The following is a 24862-nucleotide window of genomic DNA, read 5'->3' on the forward strand; positions in this document are numbered from 1 at the left end:
CTCACCCGTGTGGGTGAACCCGTGGGTGTGTGCCCGGCTCGTACGCCTTCCGCACACCGGAACGACGCCACTTCGGTGCCGGAACGTGCGTACGGTCCAGGGCACGGACTGGCATCCTTGGGCGCGTGACACAGCTCCGTACGGTCCAAGTGCTGGGCGGCGGCGGCGCGGGCAGCAGCGCTCACGTCCGATCACTCGCCTCGGGGCTGGTGGCAAGGGGCGTGCGGGTGACCGTGTGCGCCCCGGCCGAACTCGACCGCGCATACGACTACCTGGGCGCCGGCGCGCACTTCGTGCCCCTGCCCCGCCTCGGCGACCCCGCGACCGTCGCCGTCCTCCGCAACGCCTGCATCGGCGCGGACGTGGTCCACGCGCACGGCCTCCAGGCCTCCGTACGGGCCGCGCTCGCGCTGACCGGCGGCTGCCGAGTCCCCCTGGTGACCACCTGGCACAGCCGGAACCACCTGGACGGGGCGCGGGGCGGGGTGCTGCGGCTCCTCGAGCGGAAGACCGCGCGGGCCGCGACCGTCGTCCTCGGCACCTCCTCCGAACTCGTCGACCGCGCCCGGCGGCGCGGGGCCCGGGACGCCCGCCTCGCCCCCGTCACCGTGCCCCCCGCACGCGGGCCCGTCTGCCTCCACGACGGCAAGGCCCGCGCCGAACTCGGCGCCGTCGACCGGCCCCTGCTCATGGCCGTCGGGGCGCTCGAACGCGGCCGGGGCTACCGGACGCTGCTCGACGCCGCCCGGGAATGGCGGGAGCTCGACCCGCAGCCGCTGCTCGTGATCGCCGGAGAAGGACGCGAACGGGCCTTCCTGCAACGGCGGATCTTCGAGGAACGGCTCGCCGTGCGGCTCATCGGGCGCCGGGACGACGTCGCCGAGCTGCTCGCCGCCGCCGACGTCGCCGTCCTGCCGTCGCGCTGGGAGGCCCGCTCCCTGCTCGCGCAGGAGGCGCTCCGCCTCGGGGTGCCGCTCGTCGCGACGGCGGTCGGCGGTGTGCCGGAACTCGTCGGAAACGCGGCGGAACTGGTGCCGTACGGGGACGCGGGGGCCCTGGCGGGGGCGGTGCGGGGTCTCCTTGAGGACGCGGAGCGGCGGATGGACCTGGCGGCGGCGGGGCGGGTGCAGGCGGGTTCCTGGCCTACGGAGGACGAGACGGTGGCGCATGTGCTGGCGGTGTACGACGAGCTGACGGGGCGATGACTTTTCCTGGGCCTGCGCCGGCCCTCTTCCACGCGGCGGCATGATCCGGCCCCCCGTTGTGGGCGCGCCGGCCGGGGCGGTGCCCCCACCCCCGTTGTGGGCATGCGTTCCGCTGGGGCGAGGGGGGTCCCCCTGCTCGAGCGAAGCCGAGAGCTTGGGGGAGGGTGGGCACAACGGAACGGCGCCCCTTGCCGGCGCCAGAGGCTCCCGCGCCCTGACCCGCACCGGATGTGCGCCGCACGCGTGGTGCGGGTCCAGGCGCGGAACGCGGAGGCGCCGCTGAAGGCGCCGTCCCGTGTGCCCACCCGTCCCGCCCCAGCGGGACGATTGCCCACACGGAGGTGGCGGGAGGGGCACCGCCCCGGGCGCTACGGCGTGTGGCGGCGGGCGCGGAGGGCCAAGGAGAGGGCCAGGACCGTCTGGGGGTCGTCCAGGTCCGTGCCGAGCAGTTCGGAGATACGGGCCAGGCGGTTGTAGAGCGTCTGGCGGTTGAGGTGGAGCTCGCGGGCCGTCTCCGCCTTGCGGCCCGCGTGCGCTAGGTAGGTCTGGAGGGTGGGGAGGAGCGGGGGGCGGGACGTGGCGTCGTGATCCCGCAGCGGCCCGATCGCGCGGTCGACGAAGGCCGCCAGGTCCGGGTGGTCGCGCAGCCGCCACAGGAGCAGGTCGATGTCGAGGCGGCGCGCGTCGTACCAGGGGAGGTCCGAGAGGCCCTGCGCCGCCGTCGCCGTCTCCGCCGCGTGCCGCAGGCCCGCCGAGGCCGCCGCCCAGCCGCCCGCGACGCCGACCACGACGACCGGCGGGTGCACCCCGGCCCGTTCCAGGCCGGCCCGCTCCACGCCCGCGCGCAGCGCCGCCGCGACCCGGTCCGCGACCGCCGTTCGTTCCGATTCCGAGCGCAGACCCAACAAGAGAGGCACCCGGCCTTCCACCGGGCGGACGCCCAGGAGGGCCGGGACGCCCACCGAGGACAGTTCCTCCAGGACCGCGCGGGCCAGGAGGGCCCAGTTGCCCGAGGGAGACAACTCCGAGGCCAGGCGCATCACCACCGGGAGGAGCGGGCCGTCGCCCGGCTTGAAGCCCAGGACCCTCGCCTGTGCCGGGGCGTCCTCCGCCGTGATGCGGCCCTCCGCGAGGTCCGTCAGGAAGTCGCCCCGGCCGCGCGCGGCCAGCTCCTCCTCCTGGCGTGCCTGCATGAGGACGACCGCGAGGAGCCCCGCCGCCCGCTCGGCCGCCATCCGGTGGACGGGGGAGAGGGCGCCGGAGACCGCGAGGAGGACCAGGCGGGCCCGTACCGAACCCGTACCGGGGCCGCCGCCGGGCACGTCGACGAGGACGGTGCCGGAGGGCGGGCCGGACTCGCGGGCCGCCCGCTGGCCGCGCAGGCCGTCCCACACCTGGAGCGGGTCGGCGGGCGCGGACTCGGTGCCCGCCGCGTACAGCAGCTGTCCGTCGGCGGTCTCCAGGAAGACCGGGTTCGCGGCGAAGTCGGAGAGGATGCGGAGCACCTGCGGGACCCCGCCGCCGCCGAGGAGGGCCTCCGTGCACTGCCGGTGGACCTCCTCGGCCTGCCGCTGGAGGGCGTAGTGGCCGTTGACGATCTCGGTGTGGATCTCCTCCGTGACGGCGACGAAGGGGACCTCGCGGTGGAGCTGGACGAGGGGGAGGCCGGCCGCCCGGGCGGTCTCCACTATCGTCGCCGGGAGGCGGGCGAAGCGGGGGCCCAGTTCGACGACGAGCGCCGCGATGCCCCGGTCGGCGAGCCGGCGGACGAAGGCGCGTTGTTCGGCCGGGCGGGTGCCCAGGCCGAGGCCCGTCGTGAGGAGTAGTTCGCCGCCCTTGAGGAGCGACGCGATGTTCGGCACCTCGCCCGCGTGCACCCAGCGCACCGTGCGGTGGAGCCGGTCCGCGCCGGCCACGACCTCCGGGAGCCCGCTGCGCAGCCCGGGGAGTTCGAGCGCCCGCTGCACGGTGATCCCGCCCTGATTGTCCATGGAGCCGGACGCTACCCGCGTCCGTGTTGCGGCGACATCACCGCACGGTCACGGGACCGGACAGTTCGTACACCAGGGCGACAACTCGTCGCCCCATGGCGGGAATTGTGCGACCGCATGTCGATTGTGGCCTACGTCACTCGCGAGGATCCTCTCGGCCCATGGCAGAGAACCCCACTCCAGAGGTCCACCGGCTCAAGGCGAACTCGGTCGGACTCGTCGGCGTCGTCTTCATGGCCGTCGCCACCGCCGCCCCGATCACGGCGATGACCGGAAACCTCCCCATCGCCGTCGGCTTCGGCAACGGCACCGGCGCACCCGCCGGATACCTCTTCGCGACGCTCGTCCTGACCGTCTTCTCGGTCGGCTACGTCGCCATGGCCAAGCGGATCACGGCCGCCGGCGCCTTCTACGGCTACATCTCGCACGGCCTGGGCCGGATCGCCGGCATGGCCTCCGGCATGCTCGCCGTCCTCGCGTACATCGTCTTCGAGGCCTCGATCGTCGGCGTCTTCTCCTACTTCGCCAAGACCACGGTCGCCGACCAGCTCGGCGTCGACCTGCCGTGGGTGCTGTACGCGGCGGTCATGCTTGCCGTCACCGCCGTCCTGTCGTACTTCGACATCAACCTGACCGCCAAGGCGCTCGGGGTGATGCTGGTCGCGGAGATCGCCGTCCTCTTCGCGGTCGCCACCGCCGTCCTGATCGCCGGCGGAGGCCCCGACGGCATCCCGGTCGAGCCGATCAACCCCAAGAACGCCTTCACCGGCACCTCCGCCGGTCTCGGTCTCTTCTTCGCCTTCTGGTCCTGGGTCGGCTTCGAGTCGACCGCCATGTACGGCGAGGAGTCCCGCGACCCCAAGCGGGTCATCCCGCGCGCCACCCTGATCTCCGTCATCGGCGTCGGCCTGTTCTACATCTACGTCTCGTGGATGACCATCGCCGGGAACGGGCTCGCCGGTTCCGTGAAGCTGTCCTCGTCCGCGAGCCCGCTCGACCTGTTCTTCGCGCCCACCCAGACCTTCATCGGCGCGTGGGCCGTCGACGCCTTCCAGTGGTTGCTGCTCACCGGCTCCTTCGCCTGCGGCATGGCCTTCCACCAGTGCGCCTCGCGCTATCTGTACGCCATCGGCCGGGAGGGCTTCCTCCACCCGGCGCTCGGCCGGACCCACGCCCGGCACGGTTCGCCGTACATCGCCTCGTACGTGCAGAGCGCGATCGCCGTCGCCCTCGTCGCCGCCTCCTGGCTCACCGGCCAGGACCCGTACATCCACCTCTACACGCTGCTCGCGATCCTCGGCACGATGGCGATCCTCATCGTCCAGACCCTCTGCTCCTTCGCCGTCATCGGCTACTTCCGCAGGAACCACCCCGAGGACCGGCACTGGTTCAGGACCTTCACGGCCCCGCTCCTCGGCGGCATCGGCATGATCGCCGTCGTCGTGCTGCTGGTGATGAACATGGAGACCGCGGCCGGTCTCGCCGCCGACTCCCTCTTCTTCAAGGCGATCCCCTGGATCGTCGGCGCCGTCTTCTTCGGCGGCCTCGGCCTCGGCTTCTACCTCAAGGCCAAGCGGCCCGAACGCTACGAGATCATCGGCCGGATCGTCCTGGAGGACGCCGCCGAACGCCCCGCCGAGGAAACCCCCGTCCCCGCCTCCGTACCGCAGAGCTGACTCCCCCTCACCCTCCAGGAGCGCCCCATGGCACGCACCAACCCGATGCACCTCCTGAAGAACCTCGCCGCCGAGCACGCCGCCGCCCGCCGGCTGAACCTGCCCGTCGACGAGCTGCGCGGCCTGCGGGCCGACGCCCTCGGACGCCGGTCCCTGCTCAAGTACGCCACCGCCGCCGGCATCGCCGTCGGCGTCGGCTCGGCCGTCCCCGCGGCGGCCGCCACCCCCACCCCGCCGGTCAAGGGCACCGCCCGGATCGCCGTCGTCGGCGCCGGGATCTCCGGCCTCACCGCCGCCCTCACCCTCCAGGACGCCGGCCTCAGCCCCGTGCTGTACGAGGCGAACCCGTCCAGGGTCGGCGGCCGCATGTGGACCCAGCGTGACCACTGGGCGTACGGCCAGACCTCCGAGATCGGCGGCGAGCTGATCGACACCAGCCACAAGAAGATCCTGGAGCTCTGCCGCCGCTTCGGCCTCGCCACCGAGGACTTCCTCGGCGGCGGCCCCAACGGGGCCGAGGAGGTCCTCTGGTTCGGCGGCGCCTACTACCCGCGGGCCCGGGCCGACGAGGACTTCAACGCCGTCTACCAGGCCCTCCACCGCGACCTCCTCGACGCGGGCGAGGTGAAGTGGAACCAGACCACCCCCACCGGCACCGCCCTCGACAACATGTCGCTGTACGAGTGGATCGAGACCCGGGTCCCCGGCGGACACTCCTCACCGCTCGGGAAGTTCATCGACGTCGCCTACAACGTCGAGTACGGCGCCGACACCACCGAACAGTCCTCGCTCGCCCTCGTCCTGCTCATGGGCTACCAGACCAATCCGGGCAACTTCAACATCTGGGGCCTCTCCAACGAGCGCTACCACGTCGTCGGCGGCAACGACCGGCTCCCGAACGCCGTCGCCGCGGCGCTCGCCCCCGGCACCCTCCGCATGGGCTGGTCGCTGACCGCCGTACGGGCCAACACCGACGGCACCCAGACGCTCACCTTCACCGAGGCGGGCGCCACCCGCACCGTCACCGCCGACCACACGATCCTCTGCGTCCCGCTGCCCATCCTCCAGCAGCTCGACCTCTCCCAGGCCGGGTTCGACCCGCTCATGCGCAACCTCCTGCGGGACGCCCGCATGGGCTACTGCACCAAGCTCAACATGCAGTTCGGCACCAGGCCCTGGCGCGGCACCGGCCCCTGGCCCGGGGTCTCCGCCGGCGACTGCTTCACCGACACCGAGGTCCAGCAGACCTGGGACACCACCAAGGTCCAGGGCGGCACCGGCGGCATCCTCCTCCAGTACGGCGGCGGCAGCCTGGCCCGGAACCTGAACCCGGCCGGGCCGTTCTCCACCGAGTCCGACCCGTACGTACGGAACCTGGTCACCCGCTACCTGGCCGGCATCGACGCCTTCTTCCCCGGCACCTCCCGGGCGTACAGCGGCCGCGCCCAGCTCTCCGCCTGGCACAAGAACCCGTACTCCCTCGGCGCGTACTCCTGCTGGCCCGTCGGCTACCTCCACCGGTACGCCGGGTACGAGGGCACCGCCCAGGGCAACGTCCACATCGGCGGCGAGCACTGCTCGTACGACTTCCAGGGCTTCATGGAAGGCGGCGCGACCGAGGGCGAGCGCGCCGCCCGGGAGGTGATCGCCGCGCTGCGATGAGCCGGCTCAGCCGGCCGGCACGATGTTGTGGTTGAAGCGGAACACGTTGTCCGGGTCGTACGCGGCCTTCACGGCGGCGAGCCGGCGGTAGTTCTCCTCGCCGAAGGAGGAGACGATCCGCTGCTCGCCCTCGGCGCCGACGAAGTTCAGATACGTCGCGTCGAGTGCCCACGGCCGCACGTCGGCCCGGACATCGCGCACCCACCGCGTCGTCGGCTCGTCCAACGCGGGGTCCTCCCAGGTCGCGAACGGGTGCACCGCCCAGGGCGCGGTGCGCCACGGCTGCGGATACTCGGAGGGCCCCGCCGCCACGGCCCCGCCCATCAGGAACAGCACCTGCTGGGTGGCGGTCCCGGCCGGGATCCCCGCGCCGCGGTCGCAGAAGACGTCCACGGCCTCGTCGGGGAACTCCCGCAGGTACTCCGCCGACCAGTAGTTCCGCAGCCCCGGCGGGTCGTCCATCATCGACTGCAGGTCCACGTACGGGATGTCCGTGACGATCTCCACCACCGGCTTCAGCGCGAACAGCGGCGCCGCGAACTCACGGAGCTCGGAGACCGGGCCCGTGTACGTGAACAGCGTCCCGCAGACCAGCTTGCCGACCAGCTCCTCCGGGATGAACGGCTCCGGGGGCGCGGGCATGTAGATGGCGCCGCCACCCATGTCGTCGGGCGCGCCGGCGCCGAGGTCACGGAAGGTGCGCACCACCTCGGGCGCGTTCTCCGGCAGGAAGAACAGCATCGCGACGCTCGTCCGGGGCAGCGCGTGCAGCCGCATCGTCAGCGAGGTCGCCACCCCGAAGTTGCCGCCGCCGCCGTGCAGCGCCCAGAACAGCTCCGGGTTCTCCTCCGCGTCCGTGCGGACGTGCTTGCCCTCGGCGGTGATCAGATCGACGGCCAGCAGGTTGTCGCTGGCAAGACCGAACTTCCGCTCCAGCCAGCCCGATCCGCCGCCCAGCGTGAAGCCGCCGACCCCGGTGGTGGACACCCGCCCGCCGGTCGTCGCCACGCGGAACGGCTGACAGGCGTGGTCCAGGTGGGCCATGGTCGCCCCGCCCTCGATCCGTACCGTCATCTCCTCCGGGTCCACGACGACGCCGTGCATCCGGCGGAGATCGACGATCAGCGCGCCGTCGATCATGGAGGTCCCGGCGACGCTGTGCCCGCCGCCGCGCACCGCGATCGGCAGCTCGGCCTCCCGGCCGAACAGGATCGCGTTCGACACGTCGGCCTGGGTGGCGCACTGGGCGATCACCGACGGGCGCCGGTCGATCATGCCGTTGTGCAGGGCACGCGCCTCGTCGTAGCCCGGATTGCCGGGGATGATGACCTCGCCGGCCAGGTCGTCGATCAGCCCGGCCAAGGCGCTTTCGGAGATGTGGGGACCCATGAGAGCCCCCCTTTCACGAGGGGCGACAGGACCCTTTCATCGTAGGTCCGGGCCCTGCCCCGCGCGTGTCGTACGGGCTCAGCCCCCGTACGCCCCGCTCGCCGTGAGCCGCAGCGCCGTGTCGATGAGCGGGACGTGGCTGAAGGCCTGCGGGAAGTTGCCCACCTGCCGCTGGAGCCGCGGGTCCCACTCCTCGGCGAGCAGCCCGAGGTCGTTGCGGAGCGCGAGGAGCTTCTCGAAGAGGGTGCGCGCCTCGTCGACCCGGCCGATCATCGCCAGGTCGTCCGCCAGCCAGAAGGAACAGGCGAGGAACGCGCCCTCGTCGCCCTCCAGGCCGTCCACCCCGGCCTCCTCGCCGGCCGTCGGGTAGCGCAGCACGAAACCGTCCTCCGTGGACAGCTCGCGCTGGATCGCCTCGATCGTGCCGATGACCCGCTTGTCGTCCGGCGGCAGGAAGCCCATCTGCGGGATCAGCAGCAGCGAGGCGTCCAGCTCCTGGGATCCGTACGACTGGGTGAAGGTGTTGCGCTCCTTGTCGTAGCCCTTCTCGCAGACGTCCCGGTGGATCTCGTCGCGCAGTTCCCTCCAGCGCTCCAGCGGGCCGTCCGCGTCGCCGGACTCGATCAGCTTGATGGTGCGGTCCACCGCCACCCAGGCCATCACCTTGGAGTGCACGAAGTGCCGGCGCGGGCCGCGCACCTCCCAGATGCCCTCGTCGGGTTGGTCCCAGTGGGTCTCCAGGTAGTTGATCAGCTTGATCTGGAGCAGGGAGGCGTAGTCGTTGCGGGACAGACCCGTCATGTGGGCGAGGTGGAGGGCCTCCGTGACCTCGCCGTAGACGTCCAGCTGGAGCTGGTTCGCGGCGCCGTTGCCGACCCGGACCGGGCTGGAGTTCTCGTACCCCGGCAGCCAGTCGAGCTCCGCCTCGCCGAGCTCCCGCTCGCCCGCGATGCCGTACATGATCTGCAGGTTCTCCGGGTCGCCCGCGACGGCGCGGAGCAGCCAGTCCCGCCAGGCGCGGGCCTCCTCGCGGTAGCCGGTGCGGAGCATCGAGGAGAGGGTGATCGCCGCGTCCCGCAGCCAGGTGTAGCGGTAGTCCCAGTTGCGGACGCCGCCGATCTCCTCCGGCAGCGAGGTCGTCGGCGCGGCGACGATCCCGCCGGTCGGCGCGTACGTCAGCGCCTTCAGGGTGATCAGCGAGCGGACCACGGCCTCCCGGTAGGGGCCGTGGTACGTGCAGTGCTCGACCCACTCGCGCCAGAAGTCGGCGGTCGCCTCCAGCGCGCCCTCCGGGTCCGGCAGGGCGGGCGGCTCCTTGTGGGAGGGCTGCCAGGAGAGCGTGAAGGTGATCCGCTCGCCGGGCGTGACCGTGAAGTCGGAGTACGTCGTCAGGTCCTTGCCGTGGGTCTCCACGGCGGTGTCCAGCCACACCGAGTCGGGCCCGGCGACCGCGACCGTGCGCTCCCCGACCTTGTGCACCCACGGCACGACCCGGCCGTAGCTGAACCGCATCCGCAGCGAGGAACGCATCCGCACCCGCCCCGAGACGCCCTCGACGATCCGGATCAGCTGCGGCGCGCCGTCGCGCGGCGGCATGAAGTCGGTCACCCGGACCGTGCCGCGCGGGGTGTCCCACTCGGACTCCAGGATCAGCGAGTCGCCCCGGTAGCGGCGCCGGTCGGCGGGAGCCGGCTCCGCGTCCGCCGGACCCGCCGGGCCCACCCGCCAGAACCCGTGCTCCTCCGTGCCGAGGAGACCGGCGAAGATCGCGTGAGAGTCGAAGCGGGGGAGACAGAGCCAGTCGACGCTGCCGTCCCGGCACACCAGGGCAGCCGTCTGCATGTCTCCGATGAGTGCGTAATCCTCGATACGCCCGGCCACGTGCTTCACTCCAGTCGAACGGCCACGTCCGCCCCGTGGGGCGCTTGCTACGGATGCGCTTGATGCGCGCGATGGGTCAACCAGGCCAGTGTGCGGGATGCGGCGACCTGCTGGGCGGGCGATGTGCGAGCAGGATACGTGGCGGCCCGGTGACCTTGGTGATCACGCGGACGACGCGCTGCTCCACACGGGTGAGCTGCGGCTTTCCCCCTCCCCGACGGCCCTGTAGCCGTCCGTGAACACCCGACTGCCGCGTGTGGCCGGAAGCGGTCTCCCGATGTCGCTGATACCCTGGTACCCCGTGGACCGGTGGGAAACGGCGACAGCCGAGGACCCCGAAACCGCAGCGACGGCACCCCCCGATTCTTCCGGAGGGGAAGCCGGTACGCACCTCCAGAACGCGACCACGGGAGCCCCCTCTTGGCGATGCCGCCCAACACCACGACGACCAAGCACATCTTCGTCACCGGGGGTGTCGCCTCCTCCCTCGGCAAGGGCCTCACCGCCTCCAGCCTGGGTGCGCTCCTCAAGGCCCGCGGTCTGCGGGTCACGATGCAGAAGCTCGACCCGTACCTGAACGTCGACCCGGGCACGATGAACCCCTTCCAGCACGGCGAGGTGTTCGTCACCAACGACGGCGCCGAGACCGACCTGGACATCGGCCACTACGAGCGCTTCCTCGACGTCGACCTCGACGGCTCGGCCAACGTCACCACCGGCCAGGTCTACTCGCAGGTCATCGCCAAGGAGCGGCGCGGCGAGTACCTCGGCGACACCGTGCAGGTCATCCCGCACATCACCAACGAGATCAAGGGCCGCATCCGCCGCATGGCGACGGACGACGTCGACGTCGTCATCACCGAGGTCGGCGGCACGGTCGGCGACATCGAGTCGCTGCCCTTCCTGGAGACCGTCCGCCAGGTCCGCCACGAGGTCGGCCGCGACAACGTCTTCGTCGTCCACATCTCGCTGCTGCCCTACATCGGCCCCTCCGGCGAGCTGAAGACCAAGCCGACCCAGCACTCCGTCGCCGCCCTGCGCAACATCGGCATCCAGCCCGACGCGATCGTGCTGCGCGCCGACCGCGAGGTCCCCACCGCCATCAAGCGCAAGATCTCGCTGATGTGCGACGTGGACGAGGCCGCGGTCGTCGCCGCCATCGACGCCCCGTCGATCTACGACATCCCGAAGGTCCTGCACACCGAGGGCCTGGACGCCTACGTCGTCCGCAAGCTCGACCTGCCCTTCCGCGACGTGGACTGGACCGTCTGGGAGGACCTCCTGGACCGCGTCCACAACCCGGAGCACGAGGTCACGATCGCGCTCGTCGGCAAGTACATCGACCTGCCCGACGCCTACCTGTCGGTCACCGAGGCCATGCGCGCCGGCGGCTTCGCCAACCGTGCCCGGGTCAAGGTCAAGTGGGTCACCTCCGACGACTGCAAGACCCCGACGGGCGCCGCGAAGCAGCTCGGCGACGTCGACGGCATCCTCATCCCCGGCGGCTTCGGCGACCGCGGCGTGTCCGGCAAGGTCGGCGCGATCCAGTACGCCCGCGAGAACAAGGTGCCGCTGCTCGGCATCTGCCTCGGCCTGCAGTGCATCGTGATCGAGGCCGCCCGGAACCTGGCCGACATCCCCGAGGCCAACTCCACCGAGTTCGACCCCGCCACCGCGCACCCCGTCGTCTCCACGATGGAGGAGCAGCTGGCGTACGTCGAGGGCGCCGGCGACCTGGGCGGAACGATGCGCCTGGGCCTCTACCCGGCGAAGCTCGCCGAGGGCTCGGTCGTCCGCGAGACCTACGCCGACGAGCCGTACGTCGAGGAGCGCCACCGCCACCGCTACGAGGTGAACAACGCCTACCGCGCGGAGCTGGAGAAGAAGGCCGGCCTGGTCTTCTCCGGCACCTCCCCGGACAACAAGCTCGTCGAGTTCGTCGAGTACCCGAAGGAGATCCACCCCTACCTGGTCGCCACCCAGGCGCACCCGGAGCTGAAGTCCCGCCCGACCCGCCCGCACCCCCTCTTCGCGGGCCTGGTGAAGGCGGCCGTGGAGCGCAAGACGGGCAAGTAGTACGGCGCGTTAACGTTGCCGGGGTACGGCTCCCTTCCGGGGATCCGTACCCCGGTTTTCGTACGAGAGGACTACTGATGCAGGTGCAGGACACCCCGGAGGAGTGGCAGGTCGTCGCCACCGCCACCCCCTTCAAGGGAAACAAGACGAGTGTCCGCACGGACGACGTGGTCATGCCGGACGGCTCGGTCCACCGCCGTGACTACCAGGTCCACCCCGGCTCCGTGGCCGTCCTCGCCCTGGACGAGGAGGACCGCGTGGTCGTCCTCCGGCAGTACCGGCACCCCGTACGGCAGAAGCTCTGGGAGATCCCCGCCGGGCTTCTCGACGTGCCCGGCGAGAACCCGCTGCACGCCGCCCAGCGCGAGCTGTACGAGGAGGCGCACGTCAAGGCCGGTGACTGGCGGGTCCTCACCGACGTCTACACGACGCCCGGCGGCTGCGACGAAGCCGTACGGATCTTCCTGGCGCGGGACCTCGCGGAGGCGGAGGGCGAGCGCTTCGAGGTTTCCGAGGAGGAGGCCGACATGGAGCTGGCGCGGGTGCCGCTGCCCGAGCTGGTGCGGGGGGTGCTGGCGGGGGAGCTGCACAACAACTGCCTGGTGGTGGGGGTGCTGTCGCTGGCCGCGGCCCGCGTGGGCGACGGGATCGACGCGCTCCGGCCGGCCACCGCGCCGTGGCCGGCCCGCCCCTTCGAGGCGTAGCCCTTCGGGCCTTGCGACGGACGCCCGCGCTGCGGCGGCACCGGGGGTGCGCGCACCTGCCGGGCGGTGCCCCCCTCCCGCCCGCCGTGTGGGCAATCGTCCCGCTGGGGCGGGACGGGTGGGCACACGGGACGGCGCCCTTCAGCGGCGCCTCCGCGTTCCGCGCCTTGACCCGCACCACGGGTGCGCCGCGCATGCGGTGCGGGTCGGGGCGCGGGAGCCTCTGGCGCCGGCAAGGGCGCCGTTCCGTTGTGCCCACCCGTTCCGCCCCAGCGGAACGATTGCCCACAACGGGGGGCGCGAGGGGCGGGCACCGCGCCGGTGGAGCGACTGACCGCGACGGGGAGGGCGGCGGCCCGGTGGGAAAGCCCGCCGGTGTGAAGATCTGCTGATCCGATCGGGGGACTCCTCCGCCCTGCTCCGCCAAGTCCCCCTCCCGCCCTGAACTACGCTCGGAATCGCCCGTGCGGAGCCCCCCGCGGGATCGGCTCGTGCGCAGGTGGACGGGAGCGTGGCCCGTGACGGATCAGGCGGTGGCGGCGGCCGGCGGCCGTCAGTTCTTCGGGCGGCAGCGGGAGTTGAAGGCCCTGCGTGCCGACATCGAGCGGACCGGCCTCGACACCCTCACCGGCCGCAAGGCCCCCCGCGCCCGGGTCCTGCTCATCGCCGGCAAGCCCGGCTCCGGACGGACGGCTCTCGCCGAGGAGCTGGCCGCCGGACTCGCCGACCGCTACCCGGACGGCGTCTTCCGGGCCCGGCTCACCGAGCCCGGCGGCGAGCCCGTGCCCACCGCGCGGGTCGCGCAGGAGCTGCTCGCCGCGCTCGGCGTCGCCGAGCCCCCCGGGGCGGGGGAGGACGAACTGGCCGAGCTCGTCAGGGGCGCGCTGGCGGACCGACGGGCCGTACTCCTCCTCGACGACGCCGTCGACGCCGAGCAGGCCGACCCCCTCATCCCCGACAACCCCGATGCTCTGGTCGTCGGGGTCGCCCGGGGGCCGCTCACCGGCATCCCGGACGTCCGGCCCTGCACCCTCGGCGGGCTCGACCCCAAGTCGGCCATCGAACTGCTGACGTCCTTCACCGGCTCCGTCCGCATCACCGTCGACCCGCAGGCCGCCGAGGCACTCGTCGAGGAGTGCGGAGGGCTGCCCGGCGCCGTCGTTCTCGCCGGCGGCTGGCTTTCCACCCAGCCCAAGGCCTCCGTCGCCGATCTCGCCAAGCGGCTGCGTGGGCTCAGCGGCGATCCCCTCACCCGGACCTTCCTCCTCGCGCACGAGGCGCTGCCCGCCACGGCCTCCCGGATACTGCGCTTCCTCGCCCTGGCCCCGCTGGGCCGGGCCGACGCCCACACCGCCTCCGCCCTGGCCGGCTGCTCGGTCTCGGCGGCCGCGACGACCCTCGCCGACTTCGCCGCCCTGGGGCTCGTCTCGGGCGGCGAGGACGGACAGTACGAGGTGCGCGCGCACCTCGTCCCCCTCCTTCGCGCCCAGCTGGAGGAGCGCGACCGGCCCGCCGAGGTGCAGCTCGCCCGGGCCCGGATGCTGGAGCGGACCGTGCGGCTCCTCCAGTCCTGCCGCGCGGTCACCGAACCCGAGGGCTCGCCGGCCCGCCGGAAGCTGGCCGGGCTCCCGCGCGCGCTGCGTTTCCCGAGCGCGGCCGCGGGCGCCGCCTGGCTGGACTCCCGGCGGCCCGTGCTCCTGGCCTCCGCCCGGCTCGCCGTGGCGGACGGGGAGCTCGACACCCTCGCCCGGCGCCTGGTCGCCTCCCTCGTGAGAGCGCTCACGGCGCACCGGGGCGCGGAGGCCGCCGCTCCCGAGCTGTACGGCCTGCACCGGCTGGTCCTGGACGTGGCCGAGCGGCGCGGGCTGCACCGCGAGCGGGCCGCCGCCCTGCTCAACCTGGCCGATCTCGATGCCAAGACCGGCAGGACGAAGGACGCTCTGCTGCGATATCGGTCGGCTTTGGATGCTGGACGCGCAGCAAATGACCCGTACGCGACCGGTCGCGCAATGGAATCCGTAGGTGGCTCGTATCAGGAGCTGGGGGACTGGCAGCGAGCCGGCGACTGGTACGGGCGGGCGCTCGCCCAGCGCCTCGCCCGGGACGAGCGCGCCGACCAGGCCCGGCTGTACGGCCGCCTCGGAGCCGTACAGACCTATGCGGGGCGGTACGGGGACGCCCTGCGGAGCTGGCGGGCCGCCGCGGCCGGCTATCGGAGGCTCTCCGATCTCCCGGGCTACGCACGGGCGTTGAGCGAGGCGGCCCGGGTCCAGGAGTACGCCGGACGGCCCGAGGAGTCCTTGCGGACCTGCGAGGAGGCGGTGGAGTGGGCCCGTCGTGCCCAGGACACCCGGCTCCAGGCCGCGCTCCAGCTGCGGCTGGCGGACACCCTCGACCGGCTCGGCGATCCCGCGGCGGCGGGTCTGCACCGGTCGGCGGCCGAGAGACTGCTGGAAACGGAACCGGCAGCCTACGAAATCCGCAGTGGCTCCGGCGAAGATTAGTACTTTGAAAGGCTAGACAGGGGGAACTCCTTCATTAGACTGGGTGAGCCGCGTTCGAACGTGGTCTGCCCCGGTGCGCCGTAGCGCATCCGGGTATGTATCGCAGTGCCCCAGTTATCCCCCTGATTCAAGGACCGTGATCGACGATGAAGGTCGGCATCCCCCGCGAGGTCAAGAACAACGAGTTCCGCGTGGCCATCACCCCCGCCGGTGTCCACGAGCTCGTCCGCCACGGCCACCAGGTCTTCATCGAGCAGAACGCCGGTGTCGGCTCCTCGATCACGGACGAGGAGTACGTCGGCGCCGGCGCCGAGATCCTCGCCACCGCCGACGAGGTCTGGGCCACCGCCGACCTGCTCCTCAAGGTCAAGGAGCCGATCGCGGAGGAGTACCACCGCCTCCGCAAGGACCAGACGCTCTTCACCTACCTGCACCTCGCCGCCTCCCGGGAGTGCACGGACGCGCTCCTGGAGTCCGGCACCACCGCCATCGCGTACGAGACGGTCGAGACCGCGAACCGCGCGCTCCCGCTGCTCGCCCCGATGTCCGAGGTCGCGGGCCGCCTGGCCCCGCAGGTCGGCGCCTACCACCTGATGCGCTCGGTCGGCGGCCGTGGCGTCCTCCCCGGCGGCGTCCCCGGCACCCACGCCGGCGAGGCCGTCGTCATCGGCGGCGGCGTCTCCGGCTGGAACGCCACGCAGATCGCCGTCGGCATGGGCTTCCACGTGACCCTGCTCGACCGTGACATCAACAAGCTCCGCGAGGCCGACAAGATCTTCGGCACCAAGGTGAAGACGATCGTCTCCAACGCCTACGAGCTGGAGAAGGCCGTCATCGAGGCCGACCTCGTCATCGGCGCCGTCCTCATCCCGGGCGCCAAGGCCCCGAAGCTGGTCACCAACGAGCTCGTCGCCAAGATGAAGCCCGGAAGTGTCCTTGTCGACATTGCGATCGACCAGGGCGGCTGCTTCGAGGACTCGCACCCGACCACCCACGCCGAGCCGACCTTCCAGGTCCACAACTCGGTCTTCTACTGCGTCGCGAACATGCCGGGCGCGGTCCCGAACACCTCCACCTACGCCCTCACCAACGCCACGCTGCCCTACATCGTGTCGCTGGCCAACAACGGCTGGGTCGAGGCGCTGCGCCGCGACTCCGCCCTCGCCCTGGGCCTCAACACCCATGACGGCAAGGTGGTTTACAAGGAGGTCGCCGAGGCGCACGGCCTCGAGCACGTCGAGCTGAGCAGCCTCCTGGCCTGACCGCCGAAGGCTCTTTGACGGAGGCTCCGTCAACGCGTGCCGTCAATATCACGCACCCGGCCGGACCTTGTTCGCAAGGTCCGGCCGGCCGTGTCTCCAGGCCTGCCAAAACGTTCGGGCAACTCGCCTCGAACGTAACCCTTTAACCGTTTCGCACACCCCTGAAACGTGTGGATGCATGCCTGCGCACCCTTGACAGGGGCGTGTTCGGTTGCCGACACATCGGGCCGGGTCCGGCGGATTGTGTTGCTGCGGACCGGTGACACGCCATAGAGTCGCCAACCGTCGGCATGGTGCCACGCTGACCTATCGATAAATGTTCCTGGTCACATCCAAGGAGGTAAGACGACTTGTGAATGAGTCGACATTTACTCCCGGGAGCGGTGCGCCAGGTGCCCCGATCGGCTCCGTCGCGGTGCGGACCTTCGCGACGCACCAGCCCATGACGAGTGCCCACACGATGAAGACGATGGACGGCCTACACGTGAACGCCACGGCCGGCAACGAGATGGGCCGAGAGTCCACCCACTTCGCCGCCTACGACGAGGTGCCCGAGGGGCACTTCTACGACCCCGACGCCGAGTACGAGCCCGATCCGGAGTACGCGGCCACCCTCGCACCCGACGCTGCCCGCCAGCGCCGCGAGCGGATCGGCCCCACCGGACGGCCCCTGCCGTACTTCCCGATCCCGGGTCCCCTGACCGACCACGGACCCGCGAAGATCATCGCGATGTGCAACCAGAAGGGCGGCGTCGGCAAGACCACGTCGACCATCAACCTGGGCGCCGCGCTCGCCGAGTACGGACGACGGGTGCTGCTCGTCGACTTCGACCCGCAGGGAGCCCTGTCGGTCGGCCTCGGCGTGAACCCGATGGAGCTCGACCTCACCGTCTACAACCTGCTCATGGAGCGGGGCATGTCGGCGGACGAGGTGCTCCTCAAGACCGCCGTGCCCAACATGGACCTGCTGCCGAGCAACATCGACCTCTCGGCCGCCGAAGTCCAGCTGGTCAGCGAGGTCGCGCGCGAGTCCACGCTCCAGCGCGCCCTGAAGCCGCTGATGAACGACTACGACTACATCGTGATCGACTGTCAGCCCTCGCTCGGCCTGCTGACCGTGAACGCCCTGACGGCGGCTCACAAGGTCATCGTGCCGCTGGAATGCGAGTTCTTCGCGCTGCGCGGAGTCGCGCTGCTCACCGAGACCATCGAGAAGGTCCAGGAGCGGCTCAACCCCGAGCTGGAGCTCGACGGCATCCTCGCCACGATGTACGACTCCCGGACCGTGCACAGCCGTGAGGTCCTCGCGCGCGTCGTCGAGGCCTTCGACGACCACGTGTACCACACGGTCATCGGGCGGACCGTGCGCTTCCCGGAGACCACGGTCGCCGGCGAGCCCATCACCACCTACGCCTCCAACTCCGTGGGCGCCGCCGCCTACCGTCAGCTCGCCAGGGAGGTGCTCGCCCGGTGTCACGCCGAGTGAGTCTGCCCGGAGCCGACGAACTCTTCCGTACGACCGGGGGGACGGCGCTCCAGGCGTCCGCACCCCGCCGGGCCGTCCCGGCACCGGCCGCCGAGAGCGACACGGCGGCGGCCGAGGGACCCGCGGAGCACGCCCCGGCGGACTCCGAGGCCGCGGAACCGCGGGCCCGGACGGCCGAGCCCGAGGGACCGGCCCCCAAGGCCGCGCCCGGCGCCCAGGTGCCCGCCCCCGCGGCGGCCCGGCGACGCGGCGGCCGCACCGCGAACCGGCGGCCCAGCGGCCGCGAGCGCCACGACGAGAAGATCACGGTCTACGTCTCCGCCGAGGAGCTGATGGACCTGGAGCACGCCCGGCTCGTCCTGCGCGGTGAGCACGGTCTCGCCGTCGACCGGGGCCGGATCGTCCGGGAGGCCGTCGCGGTCGTCCTGGCGGACCTGGAGTCCCGCGGCGACGCGAGCATCCTCGTCCGCCGCCTGCGCGGCCGCTGACGGTAGCCTGCGGGCTGCCGTCCTCCTCGTTCCCCCTGGACCTCCATGCGCCACGCCTCTGACGAAACGTCCCGCCCGCCGGGCCGCCGCCCCCTGGGCCGCGGCCCGGGCGGGACACCGGAGCCGGCGCCCGCCACTCCGCCCGAGGCCCCGGAGGCCCCGGATGTCCCAGGGACGCCCGAGGCCGCGGATGCCCCAGGGACGCCCGAGACCCCGGAGGTGTCCGGCGGCGGGGTGCCCGAGGGTGGGGACGGGCGGTTCACCGTGCGGCTCTCGAACTTCGAGGGGCCCTTCGACCTGCTCCTCCAGCTGATCACCAAGCACAAGCTCGACGTCACCGAGGTCGCCCTCTCCCGGGTGACCGACGAGTTCATGGCGCACCTGCGGGCCCTCGGTCCCGACGGGGACCTCGACCAGACCACCGAGTTCCTCGTCGTCGCCGCCACCCTGCTCGACCTGAAGGCCGCCCGGCTGCTCCCCGCGGCCGAGGTGGAGGACGAGGCCGACCTCGCCCTCCTGGAGGCCCGCGACCTGCTCTTCGCCCGGCTCCTGCAGTACCGCGCGTACAAGCGGATCGCCGAGATCTTCGAGGAGCGCTGGGAGGCCGAGGGCCATCGCCACCCCCGTACCGTCGGACTCGAACCGCACCACGCCGAGCTGCTCCCCGAGGTCGTCATCTCCATCGGCGCCGAGGGCTTCGCCAGGCTCGCCGCCAAGGCCATGCAGCCCAAGGCCGAGCCCCAGGTGTACGTCGACCACATCCACGCCCCGCTCGTCAGCGTCCGGGACCAGGCCGCCGTGGTCGTCGCCCTGCTCCGCGAGCGCGGCTCGGCCGGCTTCCGGGAGCTGATCGAGGACGCCGGCGACACCCTCACCGTCGTCGCCCGCTTCCTCGCCCTCCTGGAGCTCTACCGGGAGAAGGCCGTCGCCCTCGACCAGGAGACCGCCCTCGGGGACCTCACGGTCTCCTGGACCGGCGGGGAGACGGACCCGTCCGCGGCCGTGACCGACGAATTCGACCAGGAGGCCACCGCGTGAGCGACCTCAAGCCCGCCCTCGAAGCCGTCCTCATGGTGGTCGACGAGCCCGCCACCGAGGAGCACCTCGCCAAGGTCCTGGAGCGCGCCCCCGCCGAGGTGGCCGACGCCCTGCACGAGCTGGCCGAGGAGTACACCGCCCAGGGCCGCGGCTTCGAGCTGCGGCGGGTCGCCGGGGGCTGGCGCTACTACACCCGCCCCGCCTTCGCCCCGGCCGTCGAGGCCTTCGTCCTGGAGGGGCAGCAGGCGCGGCTCACCCAGGCGGCCCTGGAGACCCTCGCGGTCGTCGCCTACCGCCAGCCGGTCAGCCGTTCCCGGGTCTCCGCGGTCCGCGGAGTCAACTGCGACGGCGTGATGAGGACCCTCCTCCAGCGGGGTCTGGTGGAGGAGGCGGGCACGGAACCCGAAACAGGTGCGATCCTGTACAGGACGACGAACTACTTCCTGGAGCGGATGGGCCTGCGCGGCCTGGACGAACTCCCCGAGCTCGCCCCCTTCCTCCCCGAGGCCGAGGCGGTCGAGCCGGACTCGCTCGAAGGGGTTCCGTCGTTCGATCCGGATGCACCGGATCGTGAGGACGACGACAAGACGGAAGTTTGATGCGAAGCAGCAGCGGCAGGAACAGCAGCGGAAACAACGGCGGGAGCCGTGGTGGCAACAGCGGCGGCCGCGGCGGCAGCAGCGGTGGCGGCCGTGGTGGCAGCGGCGGCGCCCGCGGGGGCAGCGGCTCCGGCGGTGGCGGCGGCTACCGGGGTGGCAGCGGTGGCGGCAGCTCCAGTGGCGGCGGCTACCGGGGTGGCAGCGGCGGTGGCTACCGCGGCGGCTCCGGCGGTGGCTCCCAGGGTGGCGGCGGTTACCAGGGCGGCGGTGGCGGCCGTGACGACCAGAAGCGTCCGAGCAACCCGCGCCGGCCTCGCCCCGAAGAGCGCTCCTACGACGTGAGCGGCCCCTCCGAGGCGCCGAAGAAGGGACGCGGTTCCGCGGCCCGCGGAGGTGCCAAGGGCGGCCCCAAGGCCCCGCAGGGCGGCATGCCGCCCCGCCGCGGCCCGCACGGCCAGCGGCAGGCCCCGGCGCGCTCGCGCGAGCTCGACGCCAAGATCGAGCAGCGCAACCGGGAGCGGTACGAGGGCCGGCCCGAGATCAAGACCCCCAAGACCTTCCCCGGCGCCGAGCAGGAGGGCGAGCGGCTGCAGAAGGTCCTCGCCCGCGCCGGCATGGGCTCGCGCCGCGCCTGCGAGGAGCTCATCGAGCAGGCCCGCGTCGAGGTCAACGGCGAGATCGTCCTGGAGCAGGGCAAGCGCGTCGACCCGGAGAAGGACGAGATCAAGGTGGACGGCCTGACCGTCGCCACCCAGTCGTACCTCTTCTTCGCGCTGAACAAGCCGGCCGGCGTCGTCTCCACCATGGAGGACCCGGACGGCCGCCAGTGCCTCGGCGACTACGTCACCAACCGCGAGACCCGGCTCTTCCACGTCGGCCGGCTCGACACGGAGACCGAGGGCATCATCCTGCTCACCAACCACGGCGAGCTGGCCCACCGCCTCACGCACCCGAAGTACGGCGTGAAGAAGACCTATCTGGCCGCCATCACCGGCCCGCTGCCCCGCGAGGTCGGCAAGCGGCTCAAGGACGGCATCCAGTTGGAGGACGGCTACGCCAAGGCCGACCACTTCCGCGTGGTCGAGCAGACCGGCAAGAACTACCTGGTCGAGGTCACCCTGCACGAGGGCCGCAAGCACATCGTGCGCAGGATGCTCGCCGAGGCGGGCTTCCCGGTCGAGAAGCTGGTCCGCACCGCCTTCGGCCCGATCGCCCTGGGCGACCAGAAGTCGGGCTGGCTGCGCCGTCTGACCAACACCGAGGTCGGCATGCTGATGAAGGAAGTCGGCATGTAAGGCCCCCGCTCCACTGACGAAGCCTGTGACCGCCCGGCGGTCACGGGCTTCGTCGCGTCCACGACGGGGCTTGTGGCGGCTACCCGCCGACCTTTATAGTCAAGGTGACTCTTAAGGAGGCGGGCGTGAGCCTCGCAGACGTACTCGAACCCCTGCAGCAGCCGCTCTTCACCGTCCTGGACACCCCGGTCAGCTGGACCGAGGTCCTGGGATTCGGCAGCGGAGCCCTCTGCGTCTGGCTCGTCGCCCGCCAGCACCTGGCCAACTGGCCCATCGGCATCGCCAACAACCTCTTCTTCGTCCTGCTCTTCACCCAGGCCGGGCTCTACGCCGACGCCGGCCTCCAGATCGTCTTCATCGCCCTCGCCGTGTACGGCTGGTGGACCTGGACCCACGGGGGTGGACCAGGCTCCGACGACCTCCCGGTGCGCCGCACCACACGCACCGAGTGGACGTGGCTGCTCACGGCGGGGGCGGTGGGGACCCTCGCGCTCACCCTGCTCCTCGACCGCGTCACCGACTCGACCGTCCCCTTCTGGGACGCCCTCACCACCGCGCTCTCCCTGACGGCGACCTACGGCCAGTGCCGCAAGCGCCTGGAGTCCTGGTGGCTCTGGATCGCCGCCGACGTCGTCTACGTCCCGCTGTACGCGTACAAGGGGCTCTACCTGACCTCCCTGCTGTACGTCGGCTTCATGACGCTCTGCGCCATCGGCCTGCGCGGCTGGACCAGGGACCTCACGGGCTCCCCCCGACCGGCGGGGGCGGCCGCGTGAAGCGCTACGGCCACGGCCTCGTCCTCGGCAAGTTCTATCCGCCGCACGTCGGCCACCACCACCTCGTCCGCACCGCCCGCGACCGCTGCGAGCGCCTCACCGTCCTCGTCTGCGCCTCCTCCGTGGAGAGCATCCCCCTGGAGGACCGGGTCGCCTGGATGCGCGAGGTCCACCCCGACGTCCTCGTCGTCGGAGCCGTCGACGACATCCCCGTCGACCTCCAGGACCCCGACGTGTGGGCCGCCCACATGGCCGTCTTCCGGGCCGCCGTGCCCGAACGCGTCGACGCCGTCTTCACCTCGGAGCCGTACGGGGAGGAGCTCGGCCGCCGCTTCGGCGCCGCATCCGTCCTCGTCGACCAGGAGCGCACCCGCCACCCCGTCTCCGGCACCGCCGTCCGCGCGGACCCCGCCGGCTGCTGGGACTTCCTGGAAGCACCGGTGCGGGCCGCGCTCACCCGCCGGATCGTCGTCCTCGGCGCCGAGTCCACCGGCACCACCACCATGGCCGTCGCCCTCGCCGACCACTACCGGCGGCGCGGCGGCGTCTGGGCCCGCACCCGATACGTACCGGAGTACGGGCGCGAGTACAGCGAACTCAAACTCGCCGAACTCCGCGCCGAACGCCCCGGCGCCGACTGGTCCGAGGTCACCTTCCGCTCCTCCGACTTCCCCGTCATCGCCCAGCGTCAGGCCGAACTGGAGGAGGAGGCAGCCCGGGACGGCTCGCCCGTCCTCTTCTGCGACACCGACGCCTTCGCCACCACCATCTGGCACGAGCGCTACATGGGCACCACCAGCCGCGCCACCGGCGAGATCGCCGCCCTCGGCCGCCAGCACCTCTGGCTGCTCACCGACCACCGGGGCGTCGACTTCGAGGACGACGGACTGCGCGACGGGGAGCACCTGCGGCCCTGGATGACCGCCCGCTTCCTCACCCAGCTCGCCCACACCGGCCGCCGCACCGCCGTCCTCACCGGCCCCCACGAGGAGCGGCTCGCGGCCGCCGTCGCCGCCGTCGACGCGCTGCTCGCCGAGGGCTGGCACCTCGCCGACCCCCTGCCGGAGCGCCGATGACCGACCCCCGGGCCCCCGAGGGCTACGACCCGTACGCCTTCGTGCCCTTCGCCGTCACCGTCGACCTCGCCGTCCTCACCGTCCGCGAGGAACGCCTCCACGTCCTGCTCGTCGAGCGCGGCCAGGAGCCCTACGCCGGAGCCTGGGCCCTGCCCGGCGGATTCGTCCTGCCCCGGGAATCCGCCGAGCGGGCCGCCCGCCGCGAACTCTCCGAGGAGACCGGCCTCTCCGAGGCCACCGTCGCCGGCCTCCACCTCGAACAGCTCCGCACCTACACCGAACCCGACCGCGACCCGAGGATGCGGGTCGTCTCCGTCGCCTTCACCGCGCTCGTCCCCGACCCTCCCGAACCGCGCGGCGGCGGCGACGCGGCCCAGGCCCGCTGGATCCCGTACGGGACGCACGGCCGGCTCGCCTTCGACCACGACCGGATCCTCGCCGACGCCCACGAACGGGTCGGCGCCAAGCTCGAGTACACCTGCCTCGCGACCGCCTTCTGCCCGCCCGAGTTCACCCTCGGCGAGCTGCGGCAGGTCTACGAGACGGTCTGGGGCGTCGAACTCGACCGCCCCAACTTCCGGCGCAAGGTCCTCACCACGCCCGGCTTCGTCCAGGCCGTGGAAGGACCGCCGCGCCTCACCGGCGGACGGGGGAAACCGGCCGCTCTCTACCGGGCGGGCGAGGCCACCACCCTCCACCCGCCCCTCCTGCGACCGGAAGGACGCCCCGCATGAACCTCACCCGCACCGCCACCAAGCAGGCCGCGACCGGCTCCCTGATCGGGCTGGCGCTCGGAGACGCGCTGGGCCGGCCCACGGAGTTCAGCGACGTGCCGCTCATCATCAGCTGGTACGGCCCCTGGCGGCAGATGGCCCTTCCCGAGAACGGCCGCGTCACCGACGACACCCAGATGACCCTCGCCTTCGCCCGTGGCATCCGCACCGCGATGGACCGGGGCGTACTCGCCCCGCTGCGGCTCGCCCGGCCGCTGCGGGAGGAGTACGTCGACTGGTTCCGCTCGCCGGAGAACAACCGGGCGCCCGGCAACACCTGCCTGGCCGCCTGCCGGCTCCTGACGACCGACGTCGCCTGGCAGGACGCCAGCCAGATCCACTCCAAGGGCTGCGGCGCCAACATGCGGGTCGCGCCCATCGGGCTCGTCCCCGGGCTGAGCGAGGAGCAGCGGGCGGGCGCCGCGCAGCTCCAGTCGGGCCTGACCCACGGTCACCCCACCGCGCTCGCCGCCTCCGACCTCACCGCCCGCGCGGTGTACCTGCTCGCGCAGGGCGTGGACCCGACCGGGCTCGTCGGACAGCTGCGCTCGTACGCCTACGAGAACCGCTCCCGCTACCACGAGCACTGGCTCGGCGACCTGTGGACCCGCTCCCAGGACCCCAGCGCCCTCCACTTCGTCCAGCGGGGCTGGGACGAGTGCCTGGCCGTCCTGGAGCGCCTGGACGCCGTCCAGCGCACGGCCGACCCGGAGCTCGACCCCTGCGAGTACACCGGCGACGGCTGGATCGCCGAGGAGGCCCTCGCGACCGGCCTCCTCTGCTTCCTGCTCTTCCCCGACGAGCCCCTCACCGCCCTGCGCCGCGCCGCCTGCACCCGCGGCGACTCCGACTCGATCGCCGCCCTCGCGGGCGCCTTCGCCGGCGCCCACCTCGGCGCGGACGCCTGGCCCAAGGAGTGGGCGGAGCGCGTCGAGTACCACAGCGACCTGCTGACCTTCGGCGCGCTCTGGGACGCTTGAT

19 protein-coding genes are annotated in these 24862 nt (G+C 72.3%); 16 read left to right on the plus strand and 3 right to left on the minus strand.

Annotated features, from left to right (window positions below):
• Nucleotides 1-125 precede the first annotated feature (125 nt).
• Nucleotides 126-1205 carry a glycosyltransferase family 4 protein gene (locus BLW86_RS29255; protein WP_093876804.1) on the plus strand — a complete coding sequence of 360 codons (1080 nt, stop codon included), beginning with the start codon at nucleotides 126-128 and terminating at the stop codon, nucleotides 1203-1205.
• A gap of 368 nt (nucleotides 1206-1573) precedes the next feature.
• Here BLW86_RS29255 and BLW86_RS29260 read toward each other — a convergent pair whose 3' ends face one another.
• Nucleotides 1574-3196 carry a PucR family transcriptional regulator gene (locus tag BLW86_RS29260; RefSeq protein ID WP_093876805.1) on the minus strand — a complete coding sequence of 541 codons (1623 nt, stop codon included), beginning with the start codon at nucleotides 3194-3196 and terminating at the stop codon, nucleotides 1574-1576.
• Nucleotides 3197-3357: 161 nt separating this feature from the next.
• Here BLW86_RS29260 and BLW86_RS29265 point away from each other — a divergent pair, with 161 nt between their 5' ends.
• Nucleotides 3358-4872: an APC family permease gene (locus BLW86_RS29265; protein ID WP_093876806.1), complete on the plus strand. Its 1515-nt coding sequence runs from the start codon at nucleotides 3358-3360 to the stop codon at nucleotides 4870-4872.
• Between the two features lie 27 nt (nucleotides 4873-4899).
• Nucleotides 4900-6534 (plus strand): flavin monoamine oxidase family protein, encoded by a 1635-nt coding sequence (locus BLW86_RS29270; RefSeq protein WP_093876807.1) that lies wholly within the window; start codon nucleotides 4900-4902, stop codon nucleotides 6532-6534.
• Nucleotides 6535-6540: 6 nt separating this feature from the next.
• Here the strand turns inward: BLW86_RS29270 and BLW86_RS29275 are convergent, their stop codons facing one another.
• Both BLW86_RS29275 and BLW86_RS29280 read right to left on the minus strand, forming a co-directional pair.
• Complete coding sequence (locus tag BLW86_RS29275) at nucleotides 6541-7923, minus strand: FAD-binding oxidoreductase (RefSeq protein ID WP_093876808.1); 1383 nt, start codon at nucleotides 7921-7923, stop codon at nucleotides 6541-6543.
• Nucleotides 7924-8001: 78 nt separating this feature from the next.
• Entirely contained in the window at nucleotides 8002-9804 is a 1803-nt protein-coding gene (locus BLW86_RS29280; RefSeq protein ID WP_093876809.1) for a glycoside hydrolase family 15 protein, read from the minus strand.
• 426 nt (nucleotides 9805-10230) lie between these two features.
• On the opposite strand from BLW86_RS29280, the gene BLW86_RS29285 reads away from it, so the two are divergent.
• From BLW86_RS29285 to BLW86_RS29345, 13 genes are all read left to right on the plus strand, one after another.
• A complete protein-coding gene (locus BLW86_RS29285; RefSeq protein ID WP_030694211.1) occupies nucleotides 10231-11880 on the plus strand; it encodes a CTP synthase in 1650 nt (549 codons plus the stop codon).
• Nucleotides 11881-11957: 77 nt separating this feature from the next.
• Nucleotides 11958-12584, plus strand: a complete 627-nt coding sequence (locus BLW86_RS29290) for an NUDIX domain-containing protein (protein WP_093876810.1) — start codon at nucleotides 11958-11960, stop codon at nucleotides 12582-12584.
• Nucleotides 12585-13102: 518 nt separating this feature from the next.
• Entirely contained in the window at nucleotides 13103-15088 is a 1986-nt protein-coding gene (locus tag BLW86_RS29295) for an AAA family ATPase (RefSeq protein ID WP_256341462.1), read from the plus strand.
• Nucleotides 15089-15234: 146 nt separating this feature from the next.
• Nucleotides 15235-16350 carry an alanine dehydrogenase gene (ald, locus tag BLW86_RS29300; RefSeq protein WP_093876812.1) on the plus strand — a complete coding sequence of 372 codons (1116 nt, stop codon included), beginning with the start codon at nucleotides 15235-15237 and terminating at the stop codon, nucleotides 16348-16350.
• 460 nt (nucleotides 16351-16810) lie between these two features.
• Nucleotides 16811-17836: a ParA family protein gene (locus tag BLW86_RS29305; protein WP_030212665.1), complete on the plus strand. Its 1026-nt coding sequence runs from the start codon at nucleotides 16811-16813 to the stop codon at nucleotides 17834-17836.
• The gene (locus BLW86_RS29310; protein ID WP_256341463.1) at nucleotides 17821-18324 is read left to right on the plus strand and encodes a hypothetical protein; all 504 of its coding nucleotides are present in this window, start codon (nucleotides 17821-17823) and stop codon (nucleotides 18322-18324) included. Before BLW86_RS29305 ends, BLW86_RS29310 begins: the two co-directional genes overlap by 16 nt.
• Nucleotides 18325-18369: 45 nt before the next feature.
• On the plus strand, nucleotides 18370-19362 hold the full coding sequence (locus tag BLW86_RS29315; protein WP_093876814.1) for a segregation and condensation protein A: 993 nt from the start codon (nucleotides 18370-18372) through the stop codon (nucleotides 19360-19362).
• A complete protein-coding gene (scpB, locus tag BLW86_RS29320; RefSeq protein WP_093876815.1) occupies nucleotides 19359-19961 on the plus strand; it encodes an SMC-Scp complex subunit ScpB in 603 nt (200 codons plus the stop codon). Before BLW86_RS29315 ends, scpB begins: the two co-directional genes overlap by 4 nt.
• Nucleotides 19961-21256 (plus strand): pseudouridine synthase, encoded by a 1296-nt coding sequence (locus BLW86_RS29325; RefSeq protein WP_093876816.1) that lies wholly within the window; start codon nucleotides 19961-19963, stop codon nucleotides 21254-21256. Before scpB ends, BLW86_RS29325 begins: the two co-directional genes overlap by 1 nt.
• Nucleotides 21257-21381: 125 nt before the next feature.
• A complete protein-coding gene (gene pnuC / locus BLW86_RS29330; RefSeq protein ID WP_093876817.1) occupies nucleotides 21382-22032 on the plus strand; it encodes a nicotinamide riboside transporter PnuC in 651 nt (216 codons plus the stop codon).
• Nucleotides 22029-23108 (plus strand): AAA family ATPase, encoded by a 1080-nt coding sequence (locus tag BLW86_RS29335; RefSeq protein ID WP_093876818.1) that lies wholly within the window; start codon nucleotides 22029-22031, stop codon nucleotides 23106-23108. The genes pnuC and BLW86_RS29335 overlap by 4 nt, the downstream gene beginning before the upstream one ends.
• Nucleotides 23105-23842: an NUDIX hydrolase gene (locus BLW86_RS29340; RefSeq protein WP_093876819.1), complete on the plus strand. Its 738-nt coding sequence runs from the start codon at nucleotides 23105-23107 to the stop codon at nucleotides 23840-23842. The genes BLW86_RS29335 and BLW86_RS29340 overlap by 4 nt, the downstream gene beginning before the upstream one ends.
• Complete coding sequence (locus tag BLW86_RS29345; protein WP_093876820.1) at nucleotides 23839-24861, plus strand: ADP-ribosylglycohydrolase family protein; 1023 nt, start codon at nucleotides 23839-23841, stop codon at nucleotides 24859-24861. The genes BLW86_RS29340 and BLW86_RS29345 overlap by 4 nt, the downstream gene beginning before the upstream one ends.
• The last annotated feature ends 1 nt before the right edge of the window (nucleotide 24862 follow it).

Origin of the sequence: Streptomyces sp. TLI_105, assembly GCF_900105415.1 — a bacterium.
Lineage (GTDB): Bacteria > Actinomycetota > Actinomycetes > Streptomycetales > Streptomycetaceae > Streptomyces.